Source organism: Parviterribacter kavangonensis (genome assembly GCF_056863335.1).
Window position 1 is genome coordinate 736,854 of sequence record NZ_JBXPJA010000003.1, and the last position, 18,260, is coordinate 755,113.

General features: G+C 69.9%; 18 protein-coding genes and 2 tRNA genes. 17 read left to right on the forward strand and 3 right to left on the reverse strand.

Going from position 1 to position 18,260, the window contains the following annotated elements; translation table 11 throughout:
- Positions 1-10: 10 nt before the first annotated feature.
- From AC1UE4_RS23480 to AC1UE4_RS23530, 11 genes are all read left to right on the forward strand, one after another.
- Positions 11-100 (forward strand) — tRNA-Ser (locus AC1UE4_RS23480).
- A gap of 36 nt (positions 101-136) precedes the next feature.
- Positions 137-210: transfer RNA gene (locus AC1UE4_RS23485), tRNA-Arg, on the forward strand.
- A 228-nt stretch (positions 211-438) separates the two neighbouring features.
- Entirely contained in the window at positions 439-1,320 is an 882-nt protein-coding gene (locus AC1UE4_RS23490; RefSeq protein WP_482919760.1) for a universal stress protein, read from the forward strand.
- Between the two features lie 122 nt (positions 1,321-1,442).
- On the forward strand, positions 1,443-2,450 hold the full coding sequence (locus AC1UE4_RS23495; protein WP_482919761.1) for a TerC/Alx family metal homeostasis membrane protein: 1,008 nt from the start codon (positions 1,443-1,445) through the stop codon (positions 2,448-2,450).
- 50 nt (positions 2,451-2,500) lie between these two features.
- Complete coding sequence (locus AC1UE4_RS23500; RefSeq protein WP_482919762.1) at positions 2,501-3,403, forward strand: VOC family protein; 903 nt, start codon at positions 2,501-2,503, stop codon at positions 3,401-3,403.
- Between the two features lie 43 nt (positions 3,404-3,446).
- Positions 3,447-4,070 carry an NADPH-dependent F420 reductase gene (locus AC1UE4_RS23505; protein ID WP_482919763.1) on the forward strand — a complete coding sequence of 208 codons (624 nt, stop codon included), beginning with the start codon at positions 3,447-3,449 and terminating at the stop codon, positions 4,068-4,070.
- A gap of 426 nt (positions 4,071-4,496) precedes the next feature.
- Positions 4,497-6,008, forward strand: coding sequence for a TIGR03557 family F420-dependent LLM class oxidoreductase (locus AC1UE4_RS23510; RefSeq protein ID WP_482919764.1), 1,512 nt, complete (start codon positions 4,497-4,499; stop codon positions 6,006-6,008).
- Between the two features lie 90 nt (positions 6,009-6,098).
- Complete coding sequence (locus AC1UE4_RS23515) at positions 6,099-6,305, forward strand: dodecin (protein WP_482919765.1); 207 nt, start codon at positions 6,099-6,101, stop codon at positions 6,303-6,305.
- A gap of 195 nt (positions 6,306-6,500) precedes the next feature.
- Positions 6,501-7,640: an acyl-CoA dehydrogenase family protein gene (locus tag AC1UE4_RS23520; RefSeq protein ID WP_482919766.1), complete on the forward strand. Its 1,140-nt coding sequence runs from the start codon at positions 6,501-6,503 to the stop codon at positions 7,638-7,640.
- A 2-nt stretch (positions 7,641-7,642) separates the two neighbouring features.
- On the forward strand, positions 7,643-8,638 hold the full coding sequence (locus AC1UE4_RS23525) for an acyl-CoA dehydrogenase family protein (RefSeq protein WP_482919767.1): 996 nt from the start codon (positions 7,643-7,645) through the stop codon (positions 8,636-8,638).
- A gap of 38 nt (positions 8,639-8,676) precedes the next feature.
- Positions 8,677-9,426 carry an SDR family NAD(P)-dependent oxidoreductase gene (locus AC1UE4_RS23530; protein ID WP_482919768.1) on the forward strand — a complete coding sequence of 250 codons (750 nt, stop codon included), beginning with the start codon at positions 8,677-8,679 and terminating at the stop codon, positions 9,424-9,426.
- Positions 9,427-9,463: 37 nt separating this feature from the next.
- Here the strand turns inward: AC1UE4_RS23530 and AC1UE4_RS23535 are convergent, their stop codons facing one another.
- From AC1UE4_RS23535 to AC1UE4_RS23545, 3 genes are read right to left on the reverse strand one after another with little or no spacing between them, the layout of a single operon-like run.
- Positions 9,464-9,862, reverse strand: coding sequence for a nuclear transport factor 2 family protein (locus tag AC1UE4_RS23535; protein ID WP_482919769.1), 399 nt, complete (start codon positions 9,860-9,862; stop codon positions 9,464-9,466).
- Positions 9,859-10,335, reverse strand: coding sequence for a VOC family protein (locus tag AC1UE4_RS23540; protein ID WP_482919770.1), 477 nt, complete (start codon positions 10,333-10,335; stop codon positions 9,859-9,861). The genes AC1UE4_RS23535 and AC1UE4_RS23540 overlap by 4 nt, the downstream gene beginning before the upstream one ends.
- Position 10,336: 1 nt before the next feature.
- A complete protein-coding gene (locus tag AC1UE4_RS23545) occupies positions 10,337-11,509 on the reverse strand; it encodes an LLM class flavin-dependent oxidoreductase (RefSeq protein ID WP_482919771.1) in 1,173 nt (390 codons plus the stop codon).
- 108 nt (positions 11,510-11,617) lie between these two features.
- Here AC1UE4_RS23545 and AC1UE4_RS23550 point away from each other — a divergent pair, with 108 nt between their 5' ends.
- The 6 genes from AC1UE4_RS23550 to AC1UE4_RS23575 all read left to right on the forward strand — a co-directional run bounded on the left by AC1UE4_RS23550 (position 11,618) and on the right by AC1UE4_RS23575 (position 18,250).
- Positions 11,618-12,112, forward strand: coding sequence for a nitroreductase/quinone reductase family protein (locus AC1UE4_RS23550; RefSeq protein WP_482919772.1), 495 nt, complete (start codon positions 11,618-11,620; stop codon positions 12,110-12,112).
- Positions 12,099-12,632: a nuclear transport factor 2 family protein gene (locus AC1UE4_RS23555; RefSeq protein ID WP_482919773.1), complete on the forward strand. Its 534-nt coding sequence runs from the start codon at positions 12,099-12,101 to the stop codon at positions 12,630-12,632. The genes AC1UE4_RS23550 and AC1UE4_RS23555 overlap by 14 nt, the downstream gene beginning before the upstream one ends.
- 68 nt (positions 12,633-12,700) lie before the next feature.
- Complete coding sequence (locus tag AC1UE4_RS23560) at positions 12,701-13,915, forward strand: acetyl-CoA C-acetyltransferase (RefSeq protein ID WP_482919774.1); 1,215 nt, start codon at positions 12,701-12,703, stop codon at positions 13,913-13,915.
- Between the two features lie 34 nt (positions 13,916-13,949).
- A complete protein-coding gene (locus tag AC1UE4_RS23565) occupies positions 13,950-16,136 on the forward strand; it encodes a 3-hydroxyacyl-CoA dehydrogenase NAD-binding domain-containing protein (RefSeq protein WP_482919775.1) in 2,187 nt (728 codons plus the stop codon).
- A gap of 59 nt (positions 16,137-16,195) precedes the next feature.
- Complete coding sequence (locus tag AC1UE4_RS23570; RefSeq protein WP_482919776.1) at positions 16,196-17,362, forward strand: nitronate monooxygenase; 1,167 nt, start codon at positions 16,196-16,198, stop codon at positions 17,360-17,362.
- Positions 17,363-17,368: 6 nt separating this feature from the next.
- Complete coding sequence (locus AC1UE4_RS23575) at positions 17,369-18,250, forward strand: alpha/beta fold hydrolase (protein ID WP_482919777.1); 882 nt, start codon at positions 17,369-17,371, stop codon at positions 18,248-18,250.
- Positions 18,251-18,260: the final 10 nt, after the last annotated feature.

An 18,260-nucleotide genomic window follows, 5' to 3' on the forward strand; every position in this document is an offset into this window, starting at 1 on the left:
CGGGGTCCCAGGAGAGGTGGCCGAGTGGCTGAAGGCACTCGCCTGCTAAGCGAGTAACGGGCTGAATGCTCGTTCGCGGGTTCGAATCCCGCCCTCTCCGCTTCTCGGCGCTACCCTGGTTTGCCGCCGTACCCATGCGCCCGTAGCTCAGCTGGATAGAGCGTCGGTCTACGGAACCGAAGGTCAGAGGTTCGAATCCTCTCGGGCGCGTCGCGCGGGACGCACAACAGCGCCGCCGCCTGCTCGGCGGTCATCAGCGGCTCGGCGAGCGGCAGGGCCGACGAGATCGCTGCGTTCTGGGTCATGCCACGGGACGGTGCGTGGCCCGGCCATCCTCGAGGAGCCAACGACGACGACCGTCGTGCCGCCGGGATAGTTCGTGACGGTCCGCGACCGCAGTTCCTAGTCGGCGTCGGCTTCTGGGGGAAGGACGCGACCATGCCGAAACGGATCTACGTCGCCGTCGACCTCGAGCAGCGGACGCCCGGTGTCGTCGCTCTCGGGCGGCTCCTCCAGGAGGCCGCCCGTGCTCCCGTCGTGCTCGTCACTGTCTTCCCGCACGACCCCCTTCGCTCGCCGAACGACCCCGACATGGTCGCGCTGCGCGAGGAAGCGCAGTCGACGCTGCTCGAGTTCGGCCGGTCGGTCGGCCTGGATCCGGCCGACGCGCGCGTCATCGCCGGCAACTTCGCCGCGCGCGAGCTGCAGCGGCTGTCGGAGGAGCCGGACGCCGGCGTCCTCGTCGTCGGCTCGACGACGCGCGGAGCGGTCGGCCGGCTGCTGATCGGCGGGGTGGGACAGCGCCTGTTGTCCGGCGCCGCCTGCCCGGTCGCGATCGCCACCTGCGGCTTCGCGGAGCGAGACCCCCGGGCACCGGTTCGCATCGGGGTCGGCTTCGACGCGTCCGAGGAGTCGCAGCGCGCCCTCGAAGCCGCCGGGGCGCTGGCCCGCGCCTCGGGCGCCTCGCTGCGGATCGTCACCGCCTACCAGCGCGTCGCCTTCGGCGCCCTCGCCGCGGGCGCGCTCGAATCGGAGAACGTCAACGCGGCGGTGCGGCGCGACCTGCTCGCGCTGCACACGGCGGCCGTCGAACGGCTCCGGGACGAGGGCGTCGACGTCGACGGTCGCTTCGTCGACGGGCAGCCCGCGAAGGTGCTCGCCGACGAGAGCGAGGACCTCGACCTGCTCGTCGCCGGATCCCGGGGCTACGGCCCCAAGCTGGCGGTCCTGCTCGGAAGCGCGACCGCGACGCTGGCGCAGTCAGCGGGATGCCCGCTGCTGCTCATCCCGCGCGGCACCGCGTTCGATCTCCTCGGCTGACCTCCGGCCGCTACTGCGCCGCATTCCGCTTGCGACGAGCCGGCAAGCAGATCCAGCTGCCCGGCGTTCTCGCTCTCGCGGACGTCCCGACCGCGCCGCCGCCGCGCGGGTAGGCCACCCGGGTGCTCGACGTCACCTTCGCCGGGTGGGCGGTGACCATCGGGGTGATCGTCGCCCTGTTCGTCGTCGATCTCCTCGTCTCACGGCCCGGCCACGAGCACGCGGTCGGGTTCCGCGAGGCGGTGTTCGCGTCGGTCTTCTACGTCGCCGTCGCGGTGGCGTTCGGCGTCGTCTTCGGGTTCGTCGCGGGGTGGGACTTCGGGACGGAGTACTTCGCCGGCTACGTCGTCGAGAAGAGCCTGTCGATCGACAACCTCTTCGTGTTCGTCGTGATCATGAGCACCTTCGCGGTGCCGCCCGAGTTCCAGCAGCGCGTCCTGACGCTGGGCATCCTCGTCGCGCTCGTCATGCGGGCGATCTTCATCGCGCTCGGCGCCGTGCTCATCTCGAGCTTCTCGTTCATGTTCGCGGTGTTCGGCGTCCTGCTCGTCGTCACGGCGGTCCAGCTCTTCCGCCATCGCGACCAGGACCCCGACATCGAGGACAACGTCGTCGTGCGCGCGGCGCGGCGGGTGCTCCCGTTCACCGACGACTACGCCCACGGGCGCCTGCTCATCCGGGAGGACGGCCGCCGGGTCGCCACGCCGCTGTTCCTCGTCTTCGTCGCGATCGCCAGCACCGACCTGCTCTTCGCGCTCGACTCGATCCCGGCGGTGTTCGGGGTGACCGAGGAGGCGTTCATCGTCTTCACCGCCAACGCCTTCGCGCTGCTCGGCCTCCGCGCGCTGTACTTCCTCGTCACCGGTCTGCTCGACCGGCTCGTGTACCTCTCGACGGGCCTGTCGCTGATCCTCGCCTTCATCGGCGTCAAGCTGCTCCTGCACTACGGCCACCTGCGCAACGACGACATCCCCGAGGTGCCGACGGGGACGTCGCTCGTCGTGATCGTCGTCGTCCTGACCATCACGGTCGTCGCGTCGCTGCTCAAGGCGCGGCGCGAGCCCGACGCACGCGCCCATGCGGGGTCGCTGCGCGACACGCGGACCGAAGAGCGAAGAGCCGCTCGCTGACGGCGGCGACGCCGCCGTGCTTGGTTCCGTCTCGTGGCAGGATGTCACCGATGGGCGGTCCCCCCGACCCGGAGGAGATCGGTACGGCCGAGGAGCCGGTTCGAGCCGCGCTCTCCGCACGGACGACGCTTGGCGCCGTGCACCTGACGGTCGCCGAGCTCGAGCGGTCGGTTGCGTACTACGGCGAGGCGATCGGTCTGGAAGCGTCGGACCTCGGCGAGGGGCGCGCGTCGCTTCACGCCGGCGGCGACCCGCTGCTCGTCCTCGACGAGGTGCCCGGCGCGCGCCCGGCGGACGGCTTCACCGGTCTCTACCACTTCGCGCTGCTCGTGCCCGAGCGCGCCGACCTCGCATCGTGGCTGGCCCACGCCGCCCGCGACCGCGTCCGGCTGACGGGGATGTCGGACCACTTCGTCAGCGAGGCCCTCTACCTGCGCGACCCCGACGGCCATGGGATCGAGATCTACTGGGACCGGCCGCGTACGCACTGGGAAGGGCTCGTCGCCGAGCGCATGACGACCGAGCCGCTGGACGTCGAGGACCTCCTGCGCGAGCTCGACGACCCGCGGACCGCGGAGTTCCCCGGTCTCCCGGCGGGGACGGTGATGGGGCACGTGCACCTGAGGGTCGCCGACGTGCCCTCGAGCGTCACCTTCTACCGCGACGCCCTCGGGATGTCGCTCATGGCGCAGCTCGGTGGGCAGGCCGCCTTCCTGGCCGCCGGGGGGTACCACCACCACATCGGCGCGAACGCCTGGGAGAGTCGCGGCGCGGGGCCGGCGCCGGAGGGCAGCGCGACGCTGCGCCACGCGACGATCGTGCTGCCCAACGAGGACGAGCGCGCGACCGTCCGCGACCGGCTCGAGCAGCACGGCCACCGGTTGACGGACCAGCCGGACGGCCCGGCGGTCCGCGATCCCTCGGGCAACACGCTCGTGCTCGCAGTCGCCTGACGCGAGACGCATCCGGCAAGAGCCACCGGGTACGTGATCTCCCATGGAGATCACCATCATCGGCACGGGCAACATGGCGCGCGGGATCGCCACCCGCGCGCTGTCCGGTGGCCACACCGTCACGCTGCTCGGCACCTCGCGCGACAAGGCGCAGGCGCTCGCCGACGAGCTCGGCGGCAAGACTCGCGCCGGCGCGGTCGGCGACCCGATCGAGGGCGACTTGGTCGTGCTCGCGGTCTGGTACCAGGCGGTCGACGACGTGCTCGGCCGCTACGGCGACCAGCTCGCCGGCAAGACGGTCGTCGACATCACCAACCCGGTGGACCTGGAGACCTACGCGCCGCTCGCTCTGGAAGCCGGCTCGGCTGCCCAAGAGATCGCCGCGAAGGCGCCGGGTGCGAAGGTCGTCAAGGCTTTCAACACGACGTTCGCCGGGTCGCTGGTCGAAGGGAAGGTGTCCGGCCAGCCGCTCGACGTCTTCGTCGCGTCGGACGACGACGAGGCGAAGGCCAAGGTCCGCGAGCTGGCGGAGAGCGCCGGCCTGCGCGTCCTCGACGCCGGACCCCTCGCGCACGCCCGTCAGCTCGAGGGCGCAGGGTACGTGCACATGGCGATCCAGCCGGGCCTCGGAGGCACCTACGCGAGTGCGCTGAAGATCGTCTCCTGAGAAGCGAGGAGGATCCCCGGGAGGCGCGAAGTTCCGGCTGCCCACCGGCCGGCAGGTCCAAAGGCGCCTCGGGCGGCGTTCGCCGGTCGCGGCGGCCCGCCCGAGGGCCTCCTCACGGAGCGGATGACGCGCGCCGCGCTCGACGCCCTGCTGACTGAGCCGGCTCGCGGACGCCTCCTGGGGGCGGTCGCAGGTCGATCGTGTCTTCCGGCTTCGTGCGTCCGCTCCCATAACGTTGTACGACGCGTAGATTTATGACATAGTGTCCGCTGTTGGACCGCTCGGCTGTGGCCGGCGTCGGCGCTCGTGACCCTGACCCTCCTCCCTCGGGCGTCGTCGTCGGCCCAGCTCGGCCCTTGCCGGGCGATTGGCACGCAGATCCAGTGATGAGTTGACAGCGAAGTCGAAACCGGGTCCTTCGCGAAGATGACGGTACGGATCGGCTACAAGGCCTCGGCCGAGCAGTTCGGCCCGCGGGAGTTGCTCGCGTTCTCCCTGGCTGCCGAAGAGCGCAGGATGGATTCGGTCGCAGTGTCGGATCACTTCCGGCCGTGGAGTCACCGCGGAGGCCACGCGCCGGCAGCCGTGCACTGGCTGGCCGCGCTCGGGCAGGCTAGTTCCCGAGCGCGGCTTGGGACCAGCGTGCTGACGCCGACGTCGCGCTGTCACCCGTCGATGGTCGCTCAGTCGTATGCGACCCTCGCGACGATGAACCCCGGCCGGATGTTCCTGGGCGTCGGCTTTGGTGAGGCGATCAACGAGACGCCCGCCACCGGCGACGTCTTGCCGGGAGGGAAGGAACGCCGGCTCCGGCTCGCCGAGGCGATCGAGTTGATGCGGCGACTGTGGTCGGAGGAGCGCGTCGACTTCGACGGGGACTACTACCGCGTGTCGCGGGCCACGGTCTACGATCGTCCTGAGCAGCCCATCCCGATCTACGTGGCCGCGTCGGGTCCGCTGGCGGCTCGGCTCGCCGGTCGTGCCGGCGACGGGTTCATCTGCACGAGCGGCAAGGACCCGGAGCTCTACACGAAGCTCCTGGGCGAGCTTGCGGTCGGCGCCCGTTCCGTGCACCGTGATCCCTCGAGCATCACGCGCATGATCGAGATCAAGGTCTCCTACGATCGCGATGCTGACCGCGCGCGGGAAGCGTGCCGGTGGTGGGCGGCTCTGGCGCGGGAGCAGAAGGGAGGGATCGAGGATCCGGTGGCGATGGAGCGCGTTGCGGACGCCCGTGCCGACCGCGCCGACACGGGATTCATCGTGTCCGACGATCCTGACGAGGTCGTCGAGCGGATCGGCGAGTACCTCGACCTCGGGTTCGACGACCTGATCCTGCACGCCCCCGGGGATGACCAGCAACGCTTCATCGAGCATCTCTCAGAGGACGTCATGCCGAAGCTTCGGTTGAGAGCCGAGATCGCTCGGTTGAGCTACATCAGGCAGATCATCGCCTGGATGAGCCGTAACGGCGCGTGGTCCGAGGGCATGATCGTGAAGCAGACTGACGACACGCCTTCCGAAGCGCTGTCTCCGGACCTCGCCGTGGCCAAGGAGTGCGGTCTGCTCCAACGCGAGGGCGCCGCGCTGCGCCTCACCGAGCTCGGCGGGCGAGTCGCCGACGGGTTCGGCGACGCGCTGCGCGACGAACCCGGCGAAGCGCAGGCCGACCGGTTGAGCGCCGTCGCGGCCGACGTCGACCGCCGGCTCACGGCCGAGGACGCACTCGGCATCCGGTACCTCGCGGAGGTGCTCGCGTGGCTGGGAGGCACCCGGGTGTCGAGCGAGGCGAACGACGTGGCCGGCGTCGGCGAGGACCGGCGTGCACGCGTCGTACGGGATCTCGAAGTTGCCGTGGCGGCGGGCGTGCTGACGCGCGAGGACGGCGGTGTCCGGCTGACGGAGCGGGGCTGGGAGCTCGTCGCTGACGATGAGTGAGCCCCGCGGCAGCTTTCGAGTGCGGACGCGGCCGCTGGATCGAGGGGCGCGGCCGCGTGCCATAGGACAACACCTGCAAGGGAGCAGACCGTGAGCGATCACATCTACAAGAGCATCGAGGTCACCGGCTCGTCGGAGCGCGACGTCAGCGACGCGGTGCGCAAGGCGGTCAGCAAGGCATCCGAGACGGTCCGGCACATCGACTGGTTCGAGGTCGTCGCCATCCGCGGCCACGTCGAGGCTGGCGCCGTCGCACACTTCCAGGTCACGATCAAGCTCGGCTTCCGGCTCGACTGATCGCCGCCTCGGTCAGTGCCTCGGCCGAATCTTGAACACAACGTCGGGTTATGACATAGTGTCTTATGCAGTCGGTGTCGCGGGCCCGGCGGGCGGACCGGAGCCTCTCCTCCTCGGGGCGTCCCAGCTCCGCTCGCGGCGCCGACAGCGTCGCGCGGGCCGGAGCCCCAGCTCCGGCCCGCGCAGCCATTCACCATGGATCTCACCTTCACCACCGAAGAACGCAAGTTCCGTGACGAGCTGCGGGCGTGGCTCGCTGCGAACACGCCCGGAACCGAGCCGCAGCACGACGAGGACGCGCAGTTCGCCTGGCGCGTCGACTGGCAGCGGCGCCTGCATGACGGCGGCTGGGCGGCCGTCCACTGGCCACCGGAGTACGGCGGCCGCGGCGCGACCCTGACCGAGTCGGCGATCTTCTTCGAGGAACTTGGTAGCGCGCGACGCCCGCTACCGGCGAACGTCCTCGGCCTACTTCTGGCGGGCCCCACGATCATGGAGTGGGGGACGCCCGAGCAGAAGGAGCGGTACCTCGAGCCGATCCTCTCCGGCGACGAGATCTGGTGCCAGGGCTTCTCGGAGCCTGAGGCGGGTAGCGATCTCGCCAGCCTCAAATGCCGCGCGGTGCGCGACGGCGACGACTGGCTCGTCACCGGGCAGAAGGTGTGGACGTCGAACGCGCAGTACGCGAAGTGGTGCATGCTCGTCGCGCGTACCGATCGCGAAGCGCCCAAGCACAAGGGCCTCACGTACTTCCTGCTCGACATGGAGCAGCCGGGCGTCGAGGTACGGCCGCTGCGGCAGATCACTGGCGAGAACGAGTTCAACGAGCTGTTCCTTGAAGAGGCGCGGATCCCGGCCGAGAACGTCCTGGGCGGCGAAGGGAACGGCTGGAGGGTCGCGCTCACCACGCTCATGAACGAGCGCTCGGGTCTGGGGTTCTTCCTTCAGGTTCGCCTGCGCATGCTGCTCGAGGACCTCACGCGGGAGGTCGCGGCGGCCGGCCTCCTCGACCACGACGGCGTCCGCGAGCGCGTCGGCGACCTCCATGCCCGCGCAGAGCTGCTGCGCCTCACCGCCTACCGCGGCCTGGCGAGCATCGAGCGCTTCGGCCAGCCGGGCCCGGAAGGGTCGCTGGTGAAGCTCATGTGGAGCGAGACGAACCAACTCATGACGCAGTTCGCGATCGACGTGCTCGGCCCCGCCGCCCTGACGCACGACGCGACGTGGGCGTACGAGCTCCTTCGCGCGCGTGGGAACACGATCGAAGGCGGCACCTCTGAGATCCTCAAGAACATCGTCGCCGAGCGCGTACTCGGCCTTCCGAAGGCGGGCTGACCGTGCACTTCGGGTTCACCGACGACCAGCGTGAGATCAAGGACACGGCTCGCAGCCTCCTCGCCGATCGCACTGGCTGGGAGCGCGTGCGCGCGCAGGCAGAGACCGGCACGCACGACGACACCCTCCAGCGGGAGCTCAGCGAGCTCGGCTGGCCCGGCATCGCCATCCCCGAAGAGTGGGGCGGCGCGGGACTCGGGTACGTCGAGCTCGCCGTGCTGCTCGAGGAGCTCGGCTACGCCCTGGCACCGGTGCCCTTCCTCGGCACGGTGTCGGCCGCCGCGGTCATCGGCCGCGGAGGGTCGGCGGAGCAGAGGGACCGCTGGCTGCCGCGACTCGCGTCTGGTGAGCTACGCGGCGCGGCCGGAGCGCCCGAGCTGATCCCCGATGGCGTTGGTGCCGACGTCATCGTGCTGCTCGACGTCCGCGAGGCGGGGCTGGCCGGTCAGGGAACGGTCGATGCCGTCGCGACGATCGATCCCACCAGGCGGTATGCCCGCGCCGTCGGACACGGCATGCATGAGACGCTCGGCGGCGACCTCCGGGAACCGCTGGCGCTAGCCGCGACGCTCGCCGCAGCGGAGCTCGTCGGTGTCGCGCAGCGCGCGCTCGACATGACCGTGGAGTACGTCCGCGAGCGCAAGCAGTTCGGCCGGCCGGTCGGGTCGTTCCAAGCCGTTGCCCATCGCTGTGCGCAGATGCTGCTCCACGTCGAGTCGGCTCGCTCGGCCGTCTACTTCGCTGCCTGGGCGGCCGACGCCGCGGACGAGCGGCTGGCCGAAGCCGCCGCGCTTGCGAAGGCGACCGCATCCGACGGCGCGCGCGAGACGACCGCCGGCGCCATCCAGCTCCACGGCGGCGTCGGCTTCGCCTGGGAGTCCGATGTGCACTGGCTGTACAAGCGCGCCCAGCTGATGGCGGCGCACCTCGGTGGTGGATCTCATCACCGCCAGACCCTCGGACGGCTCGCGGCGGAGCGCTCGGCCGCGGCCGTCTGAGGCCGATCCAAAACACCGAAGGACAGGGAGACGACGAGATGCAGATCGACGGCACCACCGCGCTGGTCACCGGCGGAACCTCCGGGCTCGGGCTGGCCACGGCTCAGCGGCTGGCCGAGGAAGGGGCACAGATCGTCGTGCTGGACCTGCTCGGTACGGAGGAGCGCATCGCCGGCAGCGGGTTCACCTTCGTCGCGGCCGACGTTCGCGACGAGGAGAGCGTGACACGCGCCGTCGAGGCTGCGACGCGCCTTGGTGAGTTCCGGATCCTCGTCAACTGCGCCGGGATGGGCACGCCGGGTCGGACGGTCGGACGCTCCGGGCCGCTGCCGCTCGAGGACTTCCAGCGGACCATCGACATCAACCTCGTGGGGACGTTCAACGTCATCCGCATCGCCGCGGCGGCGATGCAGCACAACGAGCCACTCGACGGCGATCGCGGTGTCGTCGTGAACACAGCATCCGTGGCGGCGTTCGAGGGCCAGATCGGCCAAGCCGCGTACTCGGCGTCGAAGGGCGGCATCGTTGGGATGACCGTGCCGGTCGCGCGAGATCTGGCGCGGCTGAACATCCGGGTCATGACGATCGCCCCGGGGACCTTCGAGACGCCGCTCTTGGGAACCCTCAGCGAAGACGTGCGGGCGTCGCTCGCGGCCGCGATTCCGCACCCGTCTCGACTCGGCGACCCGGCGGAGTACGCCTCGCTCGTCGCGCACATCGTCCAGAACGGCATGCTCAATGGCGACACGATCCGGCTCGACGGCGCCCTGCGCATGAGCCCGACCTGACCTCGAGAGGCGCCGACCTACGCCGCGCCTCGGGTGTCTAGGCCGGCGATCGAGCCAGTAGGGGCGACGGGTCGTACCAGGAGATGCGACCGAAGACGACGAGGCCGTCTCGAACGGCCCACTCCTCGGTGATGATCAGCGGCTCACCGGTTGCGACCAGCCGCGTCCGCAGAACGACGGACGCTCGGTTCCCGTCGGCGATGAGGTTCTCGATCTCGAGGTTCGGGATGTCGACGACGGCGGAGGCAGCGGCGAACAGCCGCTGGAAGCCTTCCACGCCGCGGTAGACGCCGCCGTACGGCAGGTAGGACGGCTCGTGCACCTCGACGTCGGGATCAAGGCAGGCGAAGAACGTCTCAACGTCGCCGGCCATCCCGGCCGCGTAGAACCGGGAGATCAGCGCGCGCGTGTCGCCCGCCATGGTCGTCTGTGTCATCGGTCGCCTTTCGTCGGTTTGTCGAGAAGCTGCATGACTTCCACCAGCTCCTCCGGGCCCGTCCTCGCCGTCGCGGCGCGCACGCTCCACCCGCCGAGCCGGTGGTCCTCCGGAGGACCGACCGGGGTGAGCCCTCGCTGCTGAAGCACGTCCCACTCGCGGTCGGCATCGTCGACGAGGAACGACAAGACCTCCAGGCCCTCGGCGAGCACGTTCTCGTTCTGATCCCGGATCTCGACCAGCTCGAGGAGGCCGAGGGCAGCGTGTGGGCTCTGTGCCATGACCATGCGCATCCGCGCTGCGCCCGGAACGCCGAGCAGGAACCCGCCGCGCGCTGCGTCCTCGCCCTCCAGTGTGGCGTCGACGATCCGGCGCCAGCCGAGCACGTCCTCGTACCGGGCGCAGGCGCCGTCGGCATTCACCACGACGCGTGCGAAGTGGTGGATGCCGCCGAGCGCGCTGACGCCCGTCACGTCAGGCGGTGGCTGCGACATCGGCTGGCTTCGTGCCGTTGCGCATGTGCGTCGTGCGGTGGACCGGGTCCTTGTCGAAGTGCGGCATGACCTTGTCCGCGAAGACGCTGAGCGACTCCTTGGCGACGCCAAGCGGGAGTCCCATGGGCGTCGCGAAGGCGAGCTGGTCGATGCCGAGCGCCTCGTAGTCCTTGATCTGCTCGATGACCTCGTCTGGGCTCCCGCAGATGAGCGCCTTGGCCTGGATCATCGCGTCGACCGCCTCGACGGTGAGGTCGGGGCCGATCTCGGGCCACGGCTTGATCGTCGGGTGCGGCGGGAAGCTGTCGTGGTAGAGGAAGATGTAGGAGAGCAGCTCCATGAAGCGCGAGGAGGCCATGGCGCGACGCGCTTCGTCTCCGTCTTCGAGGCAGAGGCAGATCGTCGCGACGAGGAAGTTGTCGTTGACGTACTGGCCGGCCGGCTCAGCCTTCGCGACCGTCTCCTTGTACAGGTCGACGTAGGGCTTGAGGTCGTCCAGACCCGCGACCAGGAAGCTGAAGCCGAGTGCGCCGAGACCATGCTTCGCGGCCTTCTCGAACGTCGGCAGATTGCCGACGGCGCACCACATCGGCGGGTGGGTCTTCCCGCCGCCGAAGGGCTTCGGGTAGATGCCCCGCTCCGGCACCGAGAACGCCTTCCCGTCGTGGCTGTAGCCGGTGCCGTCCGGTGTCATGCGAGGGTCGACACCCTCCCAGATCTTCTTGAGCTCCCAGATGACCTCGTCCCAGTTGGCCTTCGTCTCCTCCGGGGCCAGCCCGAAGGTGCCGATCTCCCAGCTGCCGGCGCCGCGGCCGGTTCCGAACTCGAAGCGGCCCTCCGAGAGGTGGTCGATCATCGCAACGCGCTCCGCCAGTCGGACGGGGTGGTTCGTGATCGGGTTGAGCGGCCAGATGCCCGAGCCGACGTGGATGCGCTCGGTCTTCGCGAGGACGTAGGGGATGAACGACTCGCTCGCGGACATGTGGGAATAGGCGGCCAGGGCGTGATGCTCGGCGCACCACGCGTACTTGAATCCGACCTTGTCGGCGTGCTGGATCAGCGCGACGTCCGTCATCAGCGACTCGTGCTCGGCCGCCGGGTCGTTGAACTGGCCGCTCCAGACCGCCGCTTGGTTGAAAAGCCCGAATTCCATAAGCCCTCCCGGAGCGTCGCTCCCCGGACAACTAGCCAGATAATGACGCCCTGTACTATAGTGGAGCGGTCGTTCACTGCAACTGGCCCGGCAGCCAAGGGGTCTCGTATGAAGCGCGTATACCACTCGATCGCGGTCGCCATCAGGGGCCCGGTCCTCGGCCGGGCGATCAAGTTGGCGTTCAGCAAGTCCAACATGTTCGTCTACAAGGCGACCAAGGGGCGGGTCTGGAACACGCTCCGCGGCGGTGACCTGGTGCTCCTGACGACGAGGGGCCGGAAGACCGGCAAGCTCCGGACATGGCCGCTGCTCTCTGTCCGGGCCGACGACCGCTGGATCATCATCGGGTCCAACGCCGGCGGGCCGACGCATCCCGCCTGGGTCCACAACCTCCGGGCCAACCCTGTCGCCACGCTGACGGTGAAGGACCGCGCGCAGACGGTCAGAGCGCACGAGATCACGGACGAGCGGGAGTGGGAGCGCCTCTTCGCGCGCTTCGTCGCTGCGCACGAGGACTACGCCGACTACACGAAGAACACCGATCGGAAGCTGCCGATCTTCAAGCTCGAACCGGCGACCGGAGGTCCCGATGGCGCACGCTGAGATGAACGCGGCGGATGCGCTCGCGCGTGCCATGGCGTCCGAGGAGATCAAGCAGGCGAAGGCCCGCTACTGCCGTGGCGTGGACACGAAGGACTGGGATCGCTTCGGGTCCGCGTTCGCCGTGAACGCCACGTTCGAGATGCGGGGATTGCAGTTCGGGACTGACCCCGTGACGGGCGAGCGCCGCGTCAACGGCACCGTCGCGGCGGACGTCCTTGAGAGCCTGACCGCCGGCGTGGAGTGGCCGATTGTCGGCCGCGACCAGATCGTCGCGTTCTGTCGCGTCGCGATGGAGCCCGTCACGTCCGCACACCACGTTTACGCACCAGAGATCGGCTTCGAGAGCGACACGGAGGCCAGCGTCGTCTGGCCGATGGAGGACTACACCTGGTACCCGGCGGGCGCGCCGGTCTCGGCGATGCACGGCTTCGGCCACTACCACGAGACGTACGAGCTCACCGACGAAGGGTGGCGGATCGCGACCCTGCGCCTGTCGCGGCTCCGCGTGGATTGGCGCTAGCGAACTGCGAATGGCGATACACTGCGTCAATCTCTAGCGCAGTGTCGAACAGAATGACGGAGGCCAGCATGAGCACCGAGGCCCTGATCTACGAAGCGATCCGCACGCCGCGCGGCCGCGGCAAGCAGGATGGGTCCCTCAACAGCGTCAAGCCGATCTCGCTCGTGGTCGGGCTCATCGACGAGCTCCGGCGTCGGCACCCGTCGCTCGACACCGAGCGCATCGACGACGTCGTCCTCGGCTGCGTCACCCCGACCGGCGAACAGGGCTCGGACATCGCCAAGACGGCGGCTATGGCCGCCGGTCTTCCCGACCGTGTCTGCGGCGTGCAGATCAACCGCTACTGCGCGTCGGGTCTCGAAGCCGTCAACACGGCCGCACAGAAGGTTAAATCGGGCTGGGACGAGCTCGTGATCGGCGGCGGCGTCGAGTCGATGTCACGCGTCCGGATGGGCAGCGACGGCGGCGCCTACATGACCGACCCGCGCACGATGTACGAGGGCTACTTCGTCCCACAGGGCATCGGTGCGGACCTCATCGCCACCATGGAAGGCTTCTCGCGCGAGGACGTCGACGCCTTCGCCGCCCGCTCTCAGGAGCGCGCGACCGCCGCGTGGGAGAACGGCCACTTCGCCCGCTCCGTCGTGCCGGTTACGGACCAGAACGGGATCACCGTGCTCGATCGTGACGAGCACATCCGGCCCGGCAGCACCGTCGAGTCGCTCGGCAAGCTTCCGGCGTCGTTCAAGGTCCCCGGCGAGAAGGGCGGCTTCGACGCCGTGGCTCTGCAGAAGTACCACTGGGTCGACCGCATCGATCACGTGCACACGGCCGGCAACTCGTCGGGCATCGTCGACGGCGCCGCGCTCGTACTCGTCGGCTCGGACAAGGCGGGCGCGGAGATGGGACTCACGCCGCGCGGCCGCATCGTCGCGACCGCCGTCGCCGGGTCGGAGCCGACGATCATGCTCACCGGCCCGAAGCCGGCGACGGAGAAGCTGCTCGACCGCGCCGGGCTGACTGTCGACGACATCGATCTCTTCGAGCTCAACGAGGCCTTCGCCTCGGTGGTCCTCAAGTTCCAGAAGGACCTGAACATCCCCGACGAGAAGCTAAACGTCCACGGTGGCGCGATTGCCATGGGGCATCCTCTCGGCGCGACCGGGGCGATGCTGATCGGCGTCACGCTCGACGAGCTCGAGCGCCGCAACCTGCGCCGCGCCGTCGTCACGCTCTGCGTCGGCGGCGGCATGGGCATCGCGACCCTCATCGAGCGCGTCTAGCAGACGCCTCACGACCCAAGCGAGTACAGCCACCATGACCGCTACCGCCGAGAACGTCTGCATCCGCTGGGAGGAGGACGACGACCGCGTCGTCACCCTCGTCCTCGACGCCCCGAACCAGGCCGCGAACACGATGAGCGCCGCGTTCGTCGAGTCGCTCGTCTCGACCGTCGACCGGCTCGAAGCCGTTCGCGAAGAGATCGCCGGCGTGGTGATCTCCTCCGCCAAGAAGACCTTCTTCGCTGGCGGTGACCTCAACGAGATGATCGAGTCGCGTCCCGAGGACGCTCCCGCGATCCACGCGAACCTCACGCGGATCAAGGCGCAGCTCCGGCGCCTCGAGACGTTGGGCGTTCCTGTCGTCGCCGCCATCAACGGCGCAGCGCTGGGCGGCGGGTACGAGCTGGCGCTCGCGTGTCACCGCAGGATCGCGGCGGACGTCCGCGGTTGCGTCGTGGGCCTGCCGGAGGTCACGCTCGGCCTGCTGCCCGGGGGCGGTGGTGTCGTCCGGACGGTACGGCTCATGGGCGTCAAGCCGGCGCTTGAGCACCTGCTCCTCGAGGGGCAGCGGCACCGGCCGGCCGCGGCGCTCGCGCTTGGGCTGATCGACGAGGTCGTCGACTCGCCCGACGAGCTGCTGGACGCCGCCAAGGCCTGGATCTCCACGGAGCCCGAGCCGGTCCAGCCGTGGGACGTCAAGGGCTACAAGGTGCCCGGCGGCACCATGCTCGACTCGGAGTTCGCAGCGTCGATGGCGCCCTACACCGCGCAGCTCCGGTTGCGCCTGGGCGGCGCCAACCTGCCGGCGCCCTCGGCCATCCTCGCCGCTGCTGTCGAGGGAGCGCATCTCACGCTCGACCAGGCGCTGATCGTCGAGAGCCGATACTTCGTCGAGCTCGTCACAGGACCGGTGGCGAAGAACATGATGCGCACGTTCTTCGACATGCAGGCCGTGAAGTCGGGCGCCAGCCGGCCGAGCGGCTACGACCGCTTCACTGCCACGAAGCTCGGTGTAGTGGGCGCGGGGATGATGGGCGCCGGGATCGCCTACCAGGCAGCGCGCCAGGGAATCGACGTCATGCTTGGCGACGTCTCGCTCGAGCAGGCCGACCGCGGGAAGTCCTACGCCATCGGCAAGGTCGCGAAGGAGGTCGAACGCGGTCGGCTGTCGCGCGAGAAGGCCGACGAGCTCGTCGGCCGCATCTCGACGACCAGCGAGCTGTCCGAGTTCGCGGGCTGCGACGTCGTGATCGAGGCCGTGTTCGAGGACCCCCAGCTCAAGCGCCGGATCTTCGCGGAGCTCGAGGCGGCGCTCGATGACGACGCGCTGCTGTGCTCCAACACGTCGACCTTGCCGATCACCGAGCTGGGCGCCGAGCTACGTCGCCCGGAGAACTTTATCGGCACCCATTTCTTCTCACCGGTCGACCGGATGCCGCTGCTCGAGATCGTCGTCGGGCCGGAGACGAGCGACGCGACGCTTGCGCGGACGATCGACGTCGGTACGCAGCTGGGCAAGACGACGATCGTGGTCAACGACAGCCGAGGCTTCTTCACCAGCCGCGTCATCGGCAAGTACCTCGACGAGGCGCTCGCCATGCTCGGCGAGGGCTGCGCGGCCACGTCGATCGAGCAGGCCGCGCGCCAAGCCGGCTACCCGGTCCCGCCGCTCCAGCTTCTGGACGAGACCACGCTGACGCTCCCGCGCAAGGTCCGTCGCGAGACGCGCGCAGCGACCGAGGCGGCCGGCCAGACGTGGACCGAGCATCCCGCCGAGGCCGTCATGAACCGCCTGATCGACGAGCTTGGCCGTACGGGCCGCGTCGACGGCGCCGGGTTCTACGACTACGAGGATGGGCGGCGGACAACGCTGTGGCCGGGGCTCGCCGAGCACTTCCCCCCGACGGGCGAGCCCGTTCCCTTCGAGGACATGAAGGAGCGACTGCTCTTCGCCGAGGCGCTCGAGGCGGTGCGGTGTCTGGACGAAGGCGTGCTCCGCTCGACCGCGGACGCCAACGTCGGCTCTCTGCTCGGCATCGGGTACCCGTCGTGGACCGGCGGCGTGATCCAGTACATCGACGGCTACCCGGGCGGAGCCGGACGCTTCGTCGAGCGCGCGCAGGAGCTCGCAGCACGTTACGGGGAGCGGTTCGCGCCTCCGGCCTCCCTCGTCGACGCCGCGCGTTCCGGTCGGCGCGCCAGCAGTTCGCTGGCGGGTTGACGAATTCTTAGACAATGCGTTAGTCTGGCTCGCCTAGGCGTGAGTCAGTGAGGCCCCTTATGCGTACCGCCCTTTGCGACCAGCTCGACATCCAGTCCCCGGTTTTCGCGTTCAGCCACTCAGTCGACGTGGTGGTTGCCGTGACGAACGCCGGCGGGATGGGCGTCCTCGGCGCTGCCGATCGCACGCCGGCCGAGCTGGACAAGGACCTGGCGGCCATCACCGAGCGCGTGGCGGGTCGGTCGTTCGGCGTCGACTTCGTCGTGCCTGCGAGCGCCGGTCCGGCGGCGGACGCTTCGCTCGAGGAGTTCAAGTCGGCGCTTCCCGCGGAGCACGTGAAGTTCGTGGAGACCCTGCTCGAGCAGCACCACATCCCGGCTACGGAGGGGCAGCACACGCAGCGGCGCGCCGAGCTGATGCGCGAGTTCCTCGCGGACGGCAACGCGCGTCTCTTCGAGGTCGCACTGAAGTACCCGCTCCGGCTGCTGGCAACGGCGCTCGGCCCGCCTCCGCCGGAGGTCGTGGCGGAGTGCCGCACGCGGAACATCCTGATCGCCGGTCTCGTCGGCGCACCGGAGCAGGCGCTCACGCACCGCGAAGCGGGCGCCGACATCATCGTCGCGCAGGGCACGGAGGCGGGCGGTCACACCGGCGAGATCTCGACGATGGTGCTCGTCCCGCAGGTCGTCGATGCCGTCGCTCCGGCTCCGGTCATCGCGGCCGGTGGGATCGCGACGGGTCGACAGGCGGCGGCCGCGATAGCACTCGGCGCACAGGGCGTCTGGCTCGGCTCGGTCTGGCTCTCGACGGAGGAGGCGGAGATCCACGACGCGCTGCGGAGTCGCATCTTCGAGGCGCGCTCGCGCGACGCGGTCCGCTCCCGGTCCGTCTCGGGGAAGCCCCAGCGGATGCTCGCCTCCGCTTGGACGAAGGCCTGGGAGCAGCCCGGGGCGCCGCGTACGCTTCCCATGCCCGCCCAGGCGTTCCTCACCGCTGACGCGATCGCGAAGATATACAACGACGCCCGCGTCGGCGGGCAGGGCGGGTCCAAGCTCGTGACGTACCCTGCCGGGCAGGTGATCGGATCGCTGCACGAGCGGCGCCGTGCCGTCGACGTCCTCGAGGACATCGTCCGCGAGTACCACGAGGTCGTGCAACGCCAGCAGGAGACCGCCGTGGCGGCCGATCCGGCCTCGGCGTCCGCAGTCGGCGCCCGGTCGGCCTGACGTCGTTTGCGCGCCGCCGCGGCTCCTGACGACGCGCCGGCGGTCCGGCGCTTCGAGGTCGCCGGAGACGACGTCCGCCTGGTCGCCGACGAGTGGATGACGACCGGCGACGGCGTTACGGTCGTGCTGCTGCACGGGGGCGGTCAGACGCGGCACTCGTGGGACCGCACTGCCGACCGTCTGGCGCGCGCCGGCCACGTCGTGTACACGCTGGACCTGCGCGGACATGGCGACAGCGACTGGCACACAGGCGCCGACTACACGCTCGACGCCTTCGCTCGCGACACCACGAAGTTCCTCGTCTCGCTCGGTCGGCCCGCAGTCCTCGTCGGGGCGTCGCTCGGCGGCATGACAGCGCTGCTCACCGCCAGTGAGGCGCCGTCGCTCGTGCGGGGCATCGTCTTGGTGGACGTGGTGATCCGCGTCGAGCAGGACGGGGTCGAGCGCATCCGCTCCTTCCTCAACGCGCGTCGCGACGGCTTCGCGTCGCTCGAGGAGGTCGCCGACGCCATCGCGGCGTACAACCCGCTCCGGCCGCGCCCGAAGCGACTCGACGGCCTGCGCAAGAACGTCCGGCAGCGTGCCGACGGCCGCTGGTACTGGCACTGGGACCCGGCGTTCACGCGGATCGACGATGAGCCGCAGCGCCGCATCCGGCGCGAGCGGCTCGAAGCGGCGGCGCGGTCGCTCGCCGTTCCTCTGCTCGTGGTACGTGGCCTGCGCTCCGACGTCGTGACTGACGAGGGCGTCGCTCATATGCAGCACCTCGTCCCCGGGGCGAGGAGCGTGAACGTGCGCGGCGCGGGACACATGATCGCCGGGGACGACAACGACGCGTTCGGCGCTCACCTGGAGAGCTTCCTGGCGAGCCTCTCCGTCGCTCCCTGAGCAGCCGGCC

Excerpts from the sequence above, each read along its gene's own strand:
- AC1UE4_RS23550 (WP_482919772.1), top strand. The coding sequence starts at position 11,618 with ATGAAGCGCGTATACCACTCGATCGCGGTCGCCATCAGGGGCCCGGTC.
- AC1UE4_RS23530 (WP_482919768.1), top strand. The coding sequence starts at position 8,677 with ATGCAGATCGACGGCACCACCGCGCTGGTCACCGGCGGAACCTCCGGG.
- AC1UE4_RS23510 (WP_482919764.1), top strand. The coding sequence starts at position 4,497 with ATGACGGTACGGATCGGCTACAAGGCCTCGGCCGAGCAGTTCGGCCCG.
- AC1UE4_RS23520 (WP_482919766.1), top strand. The coding sequence starts at position 6,501 with ATGGATCTCACCTTCACCACCGAAGAACGCAAGTTCCGTGACGAGCTG.
- AC1UE4_RS23500 (WP_482919762.1), top strand. The coding sequence starts at position 2,501 with ATGGGCGGTCCCCCCGACCCGGAGGAGATCGGTACGGCCGAGGAGCCG.
- AC1UE4_RS23555 (WP_482919773.1), top strand. The coding sequence starts at position 12,099 with ATGGCGCACGCTGAGATGAACGCGGCGGATGCGCTCGCGCGTGCCATG.
- AC1UE4_RS23565 (WP_482919775.1), top strand. The coding sequence starts at position 13,950 with ATGACCGCTACCGCCGAGAACGTCTGCATCCGCTGGGAGGAGGACGAC.
- AC1UE4_RS23535 (WP_482919769.1), bottom strand. The coding sequence starts at position 9,862 with ATGACACAGACGACCATGGCGGGCGACACGCGCGCGCTGATCTCCCGG.
- AC1UE4_RS23570 (WP_482919776.1), top strand. The coding sequence starts at position 16,196 with ATGCGTACCGCCCTTTGCGACCAGCTCGACATCCAGTCCCCGGTTTTC.
- AC1UE4_RS23490 (WP_482919760.1), top strand. The coding sequence starts at position 439 with ATGCCGAAACGGATCTACGTCGCCGTCGACCTCGAGCAGCGGACGCCC.
- AC1UE4_RS23560 (WP_482919774.1), top strand. The coding sequence starts at position 12,701 with ATGAGCACCGAGGCCCTGATCTACGAAGCGATCCGCACGCCGCGCGGC.
- AC1UE4_RS23545 (WP_482919771.1), bottom strand. The coding sequence starts at position 11,509 with ATGGAATTCGGGCTTTTCAACCAAGCGGCGGTCTGGAGCGGCCAGTTC.
- AC1UE4_RS23505 (WP_482919763.1), top strand. The coding sequence starts at position 3,447 with ATGGAGATCACCATCATCGGCACGGGCAACATGGCGCGCGGGATCGCC.